The 12560-nt window shown below is 44.9% G+C and carries 12 protein-coding genes; 3 read left to right on the plus strand and 9 right to left on the minus strand.

Annotated elements, in window-relative coordinates; translation table 11 throughout:
* Positions 1 to 280 precede the first annotated feature (280 nt).
* The 5 genes from QUB12_RS34765 to QUB12_RS34785 all read right to left on the minus strand — a co-directional run bounded on the left by QUB12_RS34765 (position 281) and on the right by QUB12_RS34785 (position 6451).
* Positions 281 to 754 carry a TerB family tellurite resistance protein gene (locus QUB12_RS34765; RefSeq protein WP_333310707.1) on the minus strand — a complete coding sequence of 158 codons (474 nt, stop codon included), beginning with the start codon at positions 752 to 754 and terminating at the stop codon, positions 281 to 283.
* Positions 755 to 961: 207 nt separating this feature from the next.
* Positions 962 to 2863, minus strand: a complete 1902-nt coding sequence (locus tag QUB12_RS34770) for a M61 family metallopeptidase (protein WP_333310709.1) — start codon at positions 2861 to 2863, stop codon at positions 962 to 964.
* Complete coding sequence (locus QUB12_RS34775; RefSeq protein WP_333104596.1) at positions 2860 to 3540, minus strand: Crp/Fnr family transcriptional regulator; 681 nt, start codon at positions 3538 to 3540, stop codon at positions 2860 to 2862. The genes QUB12_RS34770 and QUB12_RS34775 overlap by 4 nt, the downstream gene beginning before the upstream one ends.
* 568 nt (positions 3541 to 4108) lie before the next feature.
* Positions 4109 to 4993, minus strand: a complete 885-nt coding sequence (locus QUB12_RS34780; RefSeq protein WP_333310711.1) for an inositol monophosphatase family protein — start codon at positions 4991 to 4993, stop codon at positions 4109 to 4111.
* 69 nt (positions 4994 to 5062) lie between these two features.
* Positions 5063 to 6451 (minus strand): transposase, encoded by a 1389-nt coding sequence (locus QUB12_RS34785; protein WP_333143010.1) that lies wholly within the window; start codon positions 6449 to 6451, stop codon positions 5063 to 5065.
* 398 nt (positions 6452 to 6849) lie between these two features.
* On the opposite strand from QUB12_RS34785, the gene QUB12_RS34790 reads away from it, so the two are divergent.
* Positions 6850 to 6984: a hypothetical protein gene (locus QUB12_RS34790; protein WP_333143011.1), complete on the plus strand. Its 135-nt coding sequence runs from the start codon at positions 6850 to 6852 to the stop codon at positions 6982 to 6984.
* A gap of 27 nt (positions 6985 to 7011) precedes the next feature.
* Complete coding sequence (locus QUB12_RS34795; protein WP_333143012.1) at positions 7012 to 7143, plus strand: hypothetical protein; 132 nt, start codon at positions 7012 to 7014, stop codon at positions 7141 to 7143.
* A gap of 359 nt (positions 7144 to 7502) precedes the next feature.
* Here QUB12_RS34795 and QUB12_RS34800 read toward each other — a convergent pair whose 3' ends face one another.
* The 3 genes from QUB12_RS34800 to QUB12_RS34810 form a co-directional block, all read right to left on the minus strand.
* Positions 7503 to 9431: an alpha-amylase family glycosyl hydrolase gene (locus tag QUB12_RS34800; protein WP_333310713.1), complete on the minus strand. Its 1929-nt coding sequence runs from the start codon at positions 9429 to 9431 to the stop codon at positions 7503 to 7505.
* A gap of 288 nt (positions 9432 to 9719) precedes the next feature.
* Positions 9720 to 10625, minus strand: a complete 906-nt coding sequence (locus tag QUB12_RS34805; protein WP_333310715.1) for an Rpn family recombination-promoting nuclease/putative transposase — start codon at positions 10623 to 10625, stop codon at positions 9720 to 9722.
* A 66-nt stretch (positions 10626 to 10691) separates the two neighbouring features.
* Positions 10692 to 11186 carry a hypothetical protein gene (locus tag QUB12_RS34810; protein WP_333310717.1) on the minus strand — a complete coding sequence of 165 codons (495 nt, stop codon included), beginning with the start codon at positions 11184 to 11186 and terminating at the stop codon, positions 10692 to 10694.
* A gap of 199 nt (positions 11187 to 11385) precedes the next feature.
* Between QUB12_RS34810 and QUB12_RS34815 the strand changes: the two genes are divergently transcribed.
* The gene (locus QUB12_RS34815) at positions 11386 to 11607 is read left to right on the plus strand and encodes a hypothetical protein (protein ID WP_333054024.1); all 222 of its coding nucleotides are present in this window, start codon (positions 11386 to 11388) and stop codon (positions 11605 to 11607) included.
* Between the two features lie 242 nt (positions 11608 to 11849).
* Here the strand turns inward: QUB12_RS34815 and QUB12_RS34820 are convergent.
* Positions 11850 to 12560: transposase (locus tag QUB12_RS34820; RefSeq protein WP_333310719.1), on the minus strand; the 711-nt coding region annotated here is incomplete at its 5' end.

Consider the following 12560-nt stretch of genomic DNA (forward strand, 5'->3'; position numbering starts at 1 on the left):
GTCCCGCCCGTCCTTTTTGGACGGGCGGGACGCCCATCCCACAAACTTGTGGAAGTTATTTAATTCTCATTCCTTAGCAAATTGGGAGTCACAATCCGCTTTATTTCCCTTCAGCTTTAGTTGTAAATAGTTGCACTCATAAAAATATTATTCCGATACTTAGATAACAAGACTTACCGATGGGGGGCTTATTCCCGGTTTCTACGAAAAATTCCAGGTTGAGTAACGAGAAATCTAGGAAGAAACCGGGTTTCTAAGCAAAGCGCGCACAAGTCCTAAATTAACCTTTGATGAACTTTTCTAATTTGTGAGCCATCTTCTCGACAATTCCCTCCGAAGTATCTCCCGCCGATGATTCAGCTTCAATACGCTTGACCGCATCCTCTGGAAGATTGAGCAACTGCACTAATTTTTGATAAGCTGCGGCTTCTTCAGCGTTAATTTTTGGTTCGTCAGGAGTGCGAGAACTAGAAGAAATCACTTCATAGCCGAGTTGCAAGACTAATTCCTTTTCATCTTGAGTTTCTAGTTGGCCGATCAACTCGTCAAGGGGGATATTTTGCATGACGTAATCCCGCAGTTCTTGTTGCATTTGTTGTCCGTCGGTATCTGGGGCAAACAAACGACAAAAGCGATCGAGCATTAAATTAACTTCTTCTGTCGCGAGTTGGCCGTCAGCCCAGGCCATAGAAGCAACAATCCTCAGCAGATTCATCTGGCGGGGCGTAATTGATGGAGGAGGTGGGGTTTGCATAATCAAAATTGGTAATTGGTAATATTAATTCCGGTGCAACCGGAATTATGGTTGACTGTTGACTGTTGACTGTTAACTGTCAGTCGAAAAACTGAATGATAGTTGAGTATTTACGGGTGATTCAATTTTACCAGGAGGATGCTAGCGGAATTGGGAATTGAGCTTGATTTCTTCTGGTCTTTTCTTTCCCGTTCACCTTCTGTTAGGTCACAATTTCGATAAAGGAACTCCCAGCCATCCAGTAAAGTTTTGTTTCTGAATAGCGGTGGGCTGTTCCACCGGCACGATCGAGTAACGCATCGGGCGCGGCGGGGCAAGAGTAACAGGACAAGTCCGCAGTTCGTCTTGGTGAAAAACCGTCACCGAGACGATATCCCCAGGCTTGAAATCTTTTAGTCTCTCGCCCGCTTGTTCTGCATTTACCCGAAAACCTTCGATCGCCAGCAACTCGTCTCCAGCATCAATTCCGGCCAATTGTGCCGGAGATCCTACTTCGACAAATTTAACCATTTCCCGCCCGTTTTCCGTTCCCAACGTCCAACCGATGCGAGGTGTTTCGCTAGTTTCACTTGCGGTGAGTTCCAGCCCGAAAGGTTGCAGATACTTGTTGTAAGGCAACTCTTCTGTACCGTCAATATAGCGGGCGAAAAAGTCGCTCAAATCGATGCCGGCGACGGACTCGATCGCACTTTGCAACTCTTCGGGAGTAAAGCCTATTTCTGCTGGCAGCGAAGGAGAATTTAACTGTCCGTTTGAGGTCAAATGCGCCGATTTGCCGTCGGTTCCCGACTTCAGGTCAAAATCGTCGTTTTGGGCAGAATTAGCATTGCCAAACTGCTGCCACATCAAACGCATCACATCGTCGAGCGATCGCTCATTGCCGTGTTTGGCTCGAATCAACAAATCGAGCAAAAACGAAACAACTTCCCCTTTCAAATAATAGGAAATCTGCGAGTTGTCGCTGTTAGCATCCCTACGATAAAGTTTAATCCAAGCATCCCAGCTCGACTCGCTCAGAGGCTGCACGCTCCGCCCCGGAGTCGTCTGCAAGCGAGTAATTTCCTTAGCCATACCTTGGAAAAAACCTTTCACACTGTAGATACCCGCTCGAAAAGGAATGACCAAATCGTAATAACTGGTAGTGCCTTCAGAGAACCATAAAGAAGGAGTGTAATTCTCTTTTTCGTAGTCAAATACTTCGAGAGCTTTCGGTCGAATGCGCTTGACATTCCACAGGTGAAAAAACTCGTGAGCTACCAACTGAATAAAGCGTTCATACTTTTCCTTAGCCCGAAAACCAAAACGCGGATAGTTGAGAGTGCAGCTCTCCTTGTGCTCCAAACCACCAAAACCAGAGCCGGACAAATGCAGGAAAAACACATAGCGTTCGTAAGGCAAACCGCCGAACATTTTTGCCTCGACTTCGATCACTTTTTGGATGTCTCGAATCGTGCGTTCTGGTTCTAAGTTGCCTTTTCCCCAAACAACTAGCTGGTGGGCTTTTCCCATCACTTCAAAATCGTATACTTCGTGACAGCCAATCTCAAAAGGACTGTCTACGAGAGTGTCAAAATCCGCCGCAGCGAAAGTAAGATTTTGGCCAGAAACAGGTGGCAAAGTCGTAACGGTGCGCCATTCGGGCTGCGGTGGCACAACGGTTACGGTGTAGCAGTTGCTTTCAAAACCGGGCAAGAAAAAGCACAAAGCCGCCGGATTGAAATAACCGTGCGTCGAGTCTAAATGATTGGTTCGCACTGTCAGTTCGTTGGCAAAAATGCGGTAGAAAACCGTGACATCTGACACCGAATCGGTCTCGATTTGCCAGTGATTTTTGCTGAGCTTGCGCCAAGGTAAAGCTCGATCGCCCGCCTGGGAGCTAAAATCTTGCAGGTGGCGGGCGTACTCTCGAACCAAGTAAGAACCGGGAGTCCAGACAGGCATTTTTAAATCCAGAACCGGCTCCGACCAACCTTGCACGCGCAAAGTTACTTCAAAGAGATGGGATTCAGGATTGGGCATCGCCACCGAATATTGAATTGTCGGTGCTGTTAGTTGCCCCTCACGGTTGCCGGCAGCGGACGAGGTATCCAAAGAAGTAACATCAGTCATTGACTTGCCAAATTAATCAAGTGCTTGAGGTTGATCAAATGGATAGTTTCGCGGTCTGGATCGATATTGATCCAACCTTTACTATCGAGTTTTTCCATAATTTTGCTGGTTTCATCTAGGGTGATATCTGTCACATCCGCTAAGTCTTCATAAGGGATATTGAAGATATCTTTGCCCTCAGCAGTTTTCTGACCGTAGTTTTCTGCCAGCTCGACTAAAGTATTTGCTAGTTTAACCGCTGGCTGGCGGTTTCGGAGTTGATAGCGGAGATTGGTTTGGCGGAGCCGCCGCACCATCAGTTGCAGCATCCGGTGGTGCAATTGCGGGTCTTTAAACAGCGTTTGGATAAATCGCTGAGCTGTGACGCTGAGAAGTCGCACGGGCGATAGAGCAAGTACGTCATTCGATCGGGGAGATTCGTCCAGAATGGCCATTTCGCCGAAGAAGGCACCCCGTCCTAAAATAGCCATTGATACAGCTCGATCGTTTGACAAGCGCCGGACTTTTACCCAGCCAGACACGACAAAGTAAATCGCGTTGCCCCAAGAATCCTCCATCACCACAGCTCGGCCCGGGGGATACTCATGCTTGACGGCATTTGATAGCAGCCCTCCCAAGGTTTCTGGGTTAGCACCCTTAAATAGAGGGAATAGCTCACTGAAAGCTTCTGTCTTCATCAAAAAAATGGGTAGAAACCCCGTCCTTCTAGGACGGCTTTATATTGTCTTTTTTTGATTACTACCGCCTTGGGACTGGTTGGCGGGAGTGTGCTTTTGTGTTGCACTTTCAGCGGGACAATTACCGCCTCAAACTTCCCAGCCCTGTACGCATAGTGTTTTGCTCTTTCGAGCCTCCCTTTCGGGGTGATGTTAGCCTGCGCCTTGGTTTAGTGAGCTTGTTGGGCCCAAAGCACTGCCCCAGTGACATTAGGGCTGTTTAACCTTCAGCGACAGAGCCCAAAACTGGCTTCGCATTCAAGGAGTGTCGTGACTCAAAAAACGTAGTCAGTTAAGACGATAGCTGGTCAGAATGGCTTGTCGGATTACTCTTCCAAGCCTCACGCCGTCGGGGCTGAGGTTCCTGACGCAAAATCGCGGAGGTGGGAAATATGATTAGGCGAAACCCAACAGCTAGGGAACGATCGATGTTTGGGAACACAAACAATCCGTTGCTCCTTTAATTGATGATAAGGGTGCAGAGGCCCGGTTCACGTAAAATTGACAGATTCTTTAATCTTAAACGGGTTTACAAGCCTGCCACTGCCTGTTGAACTTTGCCCAACAGAGGTTCTATGTATTCCGGCCAGCCGATCGCGATTGACTGCGTGTGGGCCAGAGTCTCCGGCTCGATCGCATCTTTAGTCCACCTCAGCGGTTGACCTTGCAAGTCGCAGCAAACCAATCCGGCTGCTTTTGCTAGAGCCAGAGGGCCGGCGGTATCCCACACTTTAACTCTGCCGTTGAGATACAGGTACAAACCAGCTCGACCGAAGATAACTTCCATCACTTTTAAGCCAAAGCTGCCCAGCGAGTAAAATTCGGCTCCGGGGATGCTTTGGGCGATCGCCCGGGCGTAGTTTTTTTGGTCTTTGTCTCCGAGAACAATTTTACAATTTTCCGCTGTCGGGGCCGGGGGTTTGCATAGCGCGATCGGCTGCGACGCTTGGGTTCCCACACTTTGGAACAATCCCCAATCTTTGCCACCAAAATACATTTGGTCAAAAGCCGGGGCGTAGAGCCAGCCGGCCACCGGTTCCCCTTCCAGCAGCAGCCCCACCATCGAAGCGTAGTGCAGCTTTCCCCGAATAAATTCTTCAGTCCCGTCGAGGGGATCGATGCACCAGAGGCGCTGGTAATTGGCCCCGTAAGCTGTTCTGGAGGCGACGTTTTCCTCGGTGATCCTGCCGTCTTCAGGAAACAAAGCGCTAAATGCTGCCGATAGTTGTCGGTCTAGGTATTGATCTATACTCGTCACGTAGTCGTTGGGCCCTTTCTCGGACACTTCAAAAGGTTCGGCTGCGAGTTTGTAAGCTTCTTGACCGCACTCGCGCAGGGTGTAGCGAATTTTTTGGTCTTGCTCTGGAGAAATATACATGAGGTTAAACATAAATTCTTTAGCTAACTTCAGCATAAAAGCGTGAACGAACCTGACGGTCAACGGAGTACCGTTAGACCGCAGGCTTCTTTTTCCTTTTTTTTCTCATGCTTTTTTGAGTGACGGAGTTCCCCCGCCACTTTCGTAACTCAATCCAATCTTCTTTATGAGTTTGGCTGAATTTTTATCTCGCTCCAAGGATTCTCCACACTGACAACAATGCCACCGCTCTGATAATTCTTTCGGCACTTTTTTGAGGCAGTTCCAGCAATGTTGATAAGTTCCTTTGGGGTCAACAAATAGAACAGTTTTACCTAACTTCCAAGCAACATATTTGAGAACGCTGGCGAATTGTCCATGAGCCGCATCAAGAATGGATTTATTCAAGCCACTTTTTGCTGACTGGCTGTTCGGTAAATAAACCAAATTACCATTCTCAATACCAGTCTTGGGCTTGGCACGTCTAGTCAGATTTTTGACGCTCAAATCTTCAACAACTAAAACATCACATTTACCGAATAGCTCATGTGCAGTTTTGAATTGAAAATCTAATCTAGCTCTCGCTACAAACTGATGGAGTTTGGAAATCTTGTCCTTGATAACTTTCCAAGGCTTAGAACCCTTAACTCTATTAGCTAACTTCGCTTGAAGTCTTGCTAATTTCTGGGCCGACTTCCTCAAGAATCTAGGATTTTCTACCCTTTTGCCACTGGAAAGATAAACGTAATTAGTGACTCCCAAGTCGATACCAATAGTATTTTCGACCGTCGGTTGAATTTCTGCAACCGTTACGGGAACCCTTTTATCTTCTAGCGTCAGGGAAATATACCACCCATCCGCTTCTTTGATAACTGTGCCCGTCTTAACTTTGAAGTTTGTTGGTATTGGACGGTGGAAAACCATAGGCACTTGACCTATTTTGGCGAGGCTAATACAAATCCTATCTTGCTCGTCCTTGACAATATCTAAGTTGTCTAATTGAGGATAAGTGAAAGATTTGTAGTAGTGAAGCTCTTTGAATCTGGGCCTCCCTCGACGAGTGCCGTTTTTGTCGGGGGTGGTGAAATTTGAAAAGGAAGTTTCAACTCTGTTGACGACATCTTGCAAAACCTGAGAATCCAGCACTTTGTAATCAGGAAATAGCTTTTTAGTGTTTTTCAGATCAGCCAGTTGTATTGTCTGCCACTGTACATATCCGCCTTCAATGTTTGAGAAAACATCACCTTTCCTGGTCAAAGGATTGCCTGACTCATCCTTTTTTCTGCCGTCCCTGGTTTGCACTCTAGTCAAGGGAATATTTTGATAAATTTCCTCAATCGGGACTATCGAAACAATCAAGGGACAGGCGTTGATAGGTGTTCTCGTGGCTTCCCACCACCTAAATCTTTCGCCGAGTCGGTAGTTGTACTGCCGACGGCAGAGTTCTAAATGAGCCACAATAGTTGTTAGTTGGGCTTTCGTGGGTTTGAGGCGGTATTTGTACGTGAGTTGCATTTTTTAACTTCTTTTTTTCGACCTACCTTAATGTACCATTTCTTTTGATTTAATGTTTAGAAAGTACATCAAAGTTAAAGGTACTCGCAATGTCTAATTGTCGGTTTCCGTACCTACACCCGACGCTTCTGGACATCCCTGCGGTAATTCCCAACGGGGTACTTCGCGCAGCGCTCAGATTAATCCCCTCTAAATATACCGAGGGACTTCTCGGCTGGTAGTTAAGTCCTTGCAATCGATCGGCGTGTGTCACTGTTTTTGATTCGTACAGGATTTGCGCGCAGGTGTCGATCAACGCGGTTTCCTAACCATCAGCAGCGTTTTCGGTAAAAATTAGCGGTTTTTCTAAAGATGCTAAGGCTTTATCGCAAGCTTTCCCCGATACTATGCCAGAAAATATGTCGCGCAAATTCTATGAATGGCCAGATTTAGTGCAGCTTTACCGCGATGCAGACGTAATTGCAGTTTGTTTGATGGACAATAAATATGCTGCTGGAGGTACGGCTTTACTGGAAGCAATGGCTTGCAAGTGACCCGTTGTCATTACTCGGACTCAAGGTATGGTCGATTATTTAGCGGCCCCGGATATTGCTAAAGTGGTAAATGTGCCAGATGCAGCAGGTTTGCGCGAGGCGATCGTCCCTTTGCTAAAAAATCCTCAAGAAGCTGAATCTCAAGCGCAGCGGGGCTAAGAAATGGTTGTGAACCCGCACAGTAGCGAACGTTATGTCGATGTTTTAGCCCACAAGTTGCGATCGCTTTAATAAAACTGTAGGGTGCGCCTCGGCGCACCATAAATAACGTCCGCAGGATGCACAATGCACACCTTACTGATATAGATAAAAAGCCCCACTATTTATTACCTAAGTCATATTTAAAAAGTAATGAATTATGAGTTGCAGTTCCTAATTAAATCTCACAGCCGTTACGTACCTAGTAAATAAACCGGGTTTCAAAAAGATAATCGAAAGCCTTAAGGAAGTATTTTCTTTCATCAAACCCGGTTTCTGTGCCTAAAACGGTTTCACCCAAAACTCCGAAATCAAAACTATTAAGACTCCCGTCCACTCGCCCACTTATCCCGCCATTTCACCGTCCCTTCCGAAACTAAAACCCAGCGGCGACAAACCAGATTTTCTCGCAGCGGCGAGAGTCCTTCCCGTAGCAGCGCATACTTATAAGAAATCAACTTCCCGGCACTTTCATTAAAAGGAATTTCCCCAAACCAAGTATTAGTATTGATATACTCCAACGGGAAACCCTTACTAATATCCCAATTCCCCAGTTCAGGACAATCTCCAATCACCACAATTCTTTCCCCAGGCTGAGTTCTAACGCTGTTAAGCTGCGCCCGCACAATAGTTTTCGCCTTAACTCGCTCTCCGACGCGGCTAAAAATCATTACTTCCCGCGAACCCAACTCTAAATTGTACAGGATCCCATCTTTAACTTCAAACTTGCGGCGCGATAAAACCTCCGTATGCTCTCCATCAGGCAGCTCAGTATCAACCTCTTCAATTGTTGTAACAGAACTGCCACGATTCATCGCTACAAACACCACGGAATCGCGATAGCGGCGCACGTAACAATAAACATCAGGAGTTAGATATTTTTGCCACTGACTCCCCATCGAAATAGCTGGATTCAGCCGCCGCAATCCCGACAGCAATCGCACAGCTCGGTAAATCGGCGAATCAGTATCCCACTTTTCCATCATCGGGCGGTTGTAGGGGTCATTTCCCCCATCTGTATCATCGTGCAGATACTGTTCGGTGCCGTAATAAATGCAGGGAATGCCGCGAGTCGTCATAATTAAACCTATCGCCAACAGCAGCATTTCTGGATCGGGATTCAACGACTGAAACCTCGGCATATCGTGGTTGTCAATAAAAGTAATCAACTCCGTCGCCCCGTAGTAGCGGTGATCCAAATTCAGGACATCTTGGACTAACTTAAATCCCGCCTCCGCACCCTTCCCCAATACTTCTCGAATTGCCACGCACAGACCAAAATCTAAAATAGTCATCCCCGACTCGTTGACAAATTCCACAGAACGATCGTTTCTAGGGTCGCTGTAAATCCATTCGCCAAAAATGAAAACATCAGGTCTGTGTGTTAAAATGTCAGCATTAAATTCCTGCCAAAACCAAATAGGCATATGCTTGACTGTATCAACCCGCAAAGCATCAACACCTCTGTCCAGCCATTGTTTAATTGCTGACTTAATGTAATTGCGGTATGCAATATTGTTTTCGTTGAAAGTTGCTAAACCCGACAGTTCGCAGTTTTGGACTTGCCATTCATCTTCCCAGTTTTTGACTTCGCCGTAGTGGTGATACCAGTCATCTTCATCGTCGTTAAAGTCAGCTATTTTTACGCCGTCGTCGTAGAGTTCTCCTTTTTTCCCGCTAAAATCAGGGTTGCTATGATTGCAGACAATATCGAGCACGAGTTTCATGTTTCGCTGGTGCAACTCATATACTAATTTGTCAAATACCGTATCTTTACTTTCTTGTGTTTGGTTAATAGAAGGATTGTCGCCTTTGGCAATAAAGCGGGGATTTAGTCGCTTGAAATCTTTAGTCCAGTAGCCGTGAATCGCTGCTTGTTCGACAAATAATGCTTCAACTTGCTCGAACAGTGGAGTCAGCCAAACTGCGCTAACTCCCATATCTTTTAAGTAATCGAGTTTGTCGATAACTCCCTGCAAGTCGCCGCCCCAGTATTTGCCCCAATCTTTGCCTTCTGGATCGTAAAGTTCTGGGTTTGGGCCTTCGTTATTTTCGGGGTCGCCGTCGTAAAAGCGATCGACTACAATGAAATAAATTGTTTCTTGTCGGAATTCAATGTCTCTCGTGTAGAGGAATTCTAAATCGATTTCGCTTTCTGGCTTAACTTCTGCTACCAGAGACTCAATTTTTTCTTCTGATTCTGTAACTTCGTATTGAGACGAAGTTTGATTGGGAGTGACTGATGTCATGAGATGTATTTTTTGATTATAGTAAGATTTGTCAGTTATGCGGAGCTAGAGTCGGAGATAGCTTTCCCCTCTGACTGACTTTTACAGCATCATACGGAATTTACTCGTTTAATGAAATCTTCCTTTAGACAGAGGGCAGACTCATCCTTGAGTATTAAGTGGATGAGAGTTAATATTTAGCGTCATTCTCAATCCAAGAGGCAGAACCTCAAAAACCTACGCTACCAGGCTGATCCTAGTAGCGAGAAAAGGTGTACTAATTGTGCGATCGTACTTTTTCCCTTCCCTTCATTCCTCCCGCAAGTTTTGGATATCTTCAACGCTCAAACCAGTAGTTTGACTAAGGGTTTGATTGTCAAGGACATTGATAAGTTGCCTAGCAATTTCTAGAGCCTTTTCTCTCATTCCTAGCGCGACTCCTTCTTCTCTGCCTTCTTCTCTGCCTTCTTCTCTGCCTTCTTCTCGCCCTTGTGCGAGTCCTTCTTCAATTCCCTTTCGCAAGATTCCCTGCTGATCCAGAATATACCTTTCGCGTGCTTCTAAATCTGCCAACTCTTCGGGATTCAAGTTAGTTTCATTAGCAATAGCAAAGGCTTGCTGTATTTCCGAGACTGTTTCCATTGTTGACGGTACAACTTCCAAACTGGGAGCATTTTTCATAAAATAAACCCACTTGTCAGTCAAAGTTTCTAATTCATCCCATTGTTTATTGAATTTCGGCAATTCGATAAAAATCAGTTCAATCTCTGGATCGACATAATCAAATAAACGCTTTTTCTCCTTGAAGACAAAGTTAGAAATTACTTCTTGGTCATTGTCAAACATTTCAAAATCTGTTATTGTCAAAGCTATTACAGGTTTTAACTTAAAGTAACCTTGACCGCGAATCAGTTGAGTTGAATAAGTTTTCGCAGCATTGTAAACCACCCGTTTTGCCAAAGATTCTATATTTAAAACTTGCATCTCGATAATTACAGTTGCGCCTCCTGCAAGCCGGGCTTTGACATCCAGGTAAGAGTCTTTGAGATACTGTACTCTTGATGCTAAATACGGGTCGATAATTTCTAAGTCAGCGATGGTGGGATTACCATCATAAATCATGGCATTGAGAAAGCTGATTAAGATTGGTTTGCTTTGATTGGAGCCGAATATTTTTTTGAATGCAAACTCGATTTTGGGGTTAATGAATCTCATGGTGATTTTTCGTTTTCTGAGCTTTTTAACGATTCAATCTATCTGGTAATCAGGAGCAAAACATTCTTATTCTGTCAAATCGACTTGTCGAATCTCTTCTAGCGTCAGATCCAAGCATTGCGCGATTTGCTCGTCGCTCAAACCGACGGCTTGCAAGCGTTGGATCGCCTCCATTTTCGCCCGCTGCTTTCCCCGCAAAAACTCAGGCGACTCTTCCTGTGATGTGCAGACATTCAGCGATCCGATTACATGATTATGAGCGACATGATGACCAGTAATGATAGCGCCTGTAACGTTGCTAATCCTGGACTTGCGAATCAGTGCCGATCGCAAATTTAACTTATTAACCTCTTCTCCAAAAGCATCAGAGAACAACTCCCATAGCTCGTAGCCCACATCTTTAGCATAACCCTCAGTACAATTCAGCGCTTGGGCAATATCGCCATACTTTTGCCGCTTCAAAACGCCCTCAATCACACCAACTTGCATATCATCTAAATGCTTGCCAGTTTTCGCAAAGACCACTTCATCTGCCAAAGCCAGTGCTTCCTTAACGTTCACCCGCGCCTCCTCACAATATCCGAGCGATCGAACTAAAACCGTCTAGATCCGACTATTTTCGCCTTGAATACAAAAACGATTAAAGCTTTATCAAAACTTTTTATATTATACGACTTTATCCGACCTTTTTCGACTATACAAATTAATTGGCAAGCTGTAGCATTGTGAAAGTAAAACAATCGCTCAAAAAGACTAACTTATGACGACTACCCAACTCGCTCTAGACAAAAAAGCAAATCCTTTGATGATGCACCTGAGCATCTTGCCCAAGTACGGCATCACCGCCGAGGAGACTTTTAGCTACGATCCCACCACGCAGACCTCCAACATCACCTCCATGAGTGGCTCCTGGTGTAATCGCAGTGGCTCCACTGTTAGGCAGTTTGACGAGAATGATGATGACCAGCAAGAGGACGACTAGAATTTGCTCTGGCTAAGGTCGTCTTTTGCTTGCCATCTGATTTCTTGAAAGACCTGCATGAATTTTTGCATGACAGGTCTTTCACTGTCAATTTTATTTCAATTGGTTTGGTTGTGATACCCGTTTCCAAAAATAATGCAATCCCCTATAAGATCCAAACCCATACAGAATCCGTAATTTTTCATCTCAAATCTCAAATCTCAAATCTCAAATCTCAAATCCTATCGGGACTTAAACAAATTTTAAGCCCAAACAAAGCCTAAACTGGCTTTATAAGCGGAGAATACGTCCCAATTTTGGTTCAACCATTTTACAAACCTAAAAGATATGGCTGTCCGAAATGCTTCAAGTGCATCATTAAAAGTGTTTAAAGGTTTATTTGCCCATTTGCGCCTTAATCCTCCTGTTAAGGTATGCCAGAGAATGAAAGTGTAGGCACAAAACACCATGATGAAATGTCTTTTCAGGCTGATTTCATCTCTGACTTGATATTCATTTAACCCCAACCAGCCCTGGGCTTCCCGATAGAAAACTTCGACCCAATTTCTTTGTGAATAAGTTTTCACTATCCACTCCTCTGTCGCTGTTGATAAGTCAACATTACTTATCAAATAATCTATTTCAGTGGCGGCATCGAAAGTTTCTGCATTCATGACGATAGCTATTACTTTCTTACCCGTGCATTTTGATAACTCGACTTCTTTTATTGCCACCCATACTGTTCTCGGTCGTTCGAGAGCCAGTTGAATTTTTGTGAAAGCTTCTACAGGTAAAGCTTTCGCTAAATTATCTACTCTCCTTTCTTCTGTTTCATCTACTGTTTTTTTTATTATTACTTTGCGATTCTTGGCAATTCCTCCGATATATTTTAATTTTCGGTTTTCTAATTCTTGTAAAAAACTGGTGTTATTACCATACCCTGCATCCATCAAGACTATTCCTGGTTTATAGCC

Source organism: Microcoleus sp. B7-D4 (assembly GCF_036705125.1).
Lineage (GTDB): Bacteria > Cyanobacteriota > Cyanobacteriia > Cyanobacteriales > Microcoleaceae > Microcoleus.

Coding starts and splice junctions, on each gene's coding strand:
- QUB12_RS34785 (WP_333143010.1), bottom strand. CDS start 6,451: ATGCAACTCACGTACAAATACCGCCTCAAACCCACGAAAGCCCAACTA.
- QUB12_RS34770 (WP_333310709.1), bottom strand. CDS start 2,863: ATGACTGATGTTACTTCTTTGGATACCTCGTCCGCTGCCGGCAACCGT.
- QUB12_RS34765 (WP_333310707.1), bottom strand. CDS start 754: ATGCAAACCCCACCTCCTCCATCAATTACGCCCCGCCAGATGAATCTG.
- QUB12_RS34815 (WP_333054024.1), top strand. CDS start 11,386: ATGACGACTACCCAACTCGCTCTAGACAAAAAAGCAAATCCTTTGATG.
- QUB12_RS34800 (WP_333310713.1), bottom strand. CDS start 9,431: ATGACATCAGTCACTCCCAATCAAACTTCGTCTCAATACGAAGTTACA.
- QUB12_RS34780 (WP_333310711.1), bottom strand. CDS start 4,993: ATGCTGAAGTTAGCTAAAGAATTTATGTTTAACCTCATGTATATTTCT.
- QUB12_RS34795 (WP_333143012.1), top strand. CDS start 7,012: ATGGTCGATTATTTAGCGGCCCCGGATATTGCTAAAGTGGTAAATGTG.
- QUB12_RS34805 (WP_333310715.1), bottom strand. CDS start 10,625: ATGAGATTCATTAACCCCAAAATCGAGTTTGCATTCAAAAAAATATTC.
- QUB12_RS34775 (WP_333104596.1), bottom strand. CDS start 3,540: ATGAAGACAGAAGCTTTCAGTGAGCTATTCCCTCTATTTAAGGGTGCT.
- QUB12_RS34790 (WP_333143011.1), top strand. CDS start 6,850: ATGTCGCGCAAATTCTATGAATGGCCAGATTTAGTGCAGCTTTACCGC.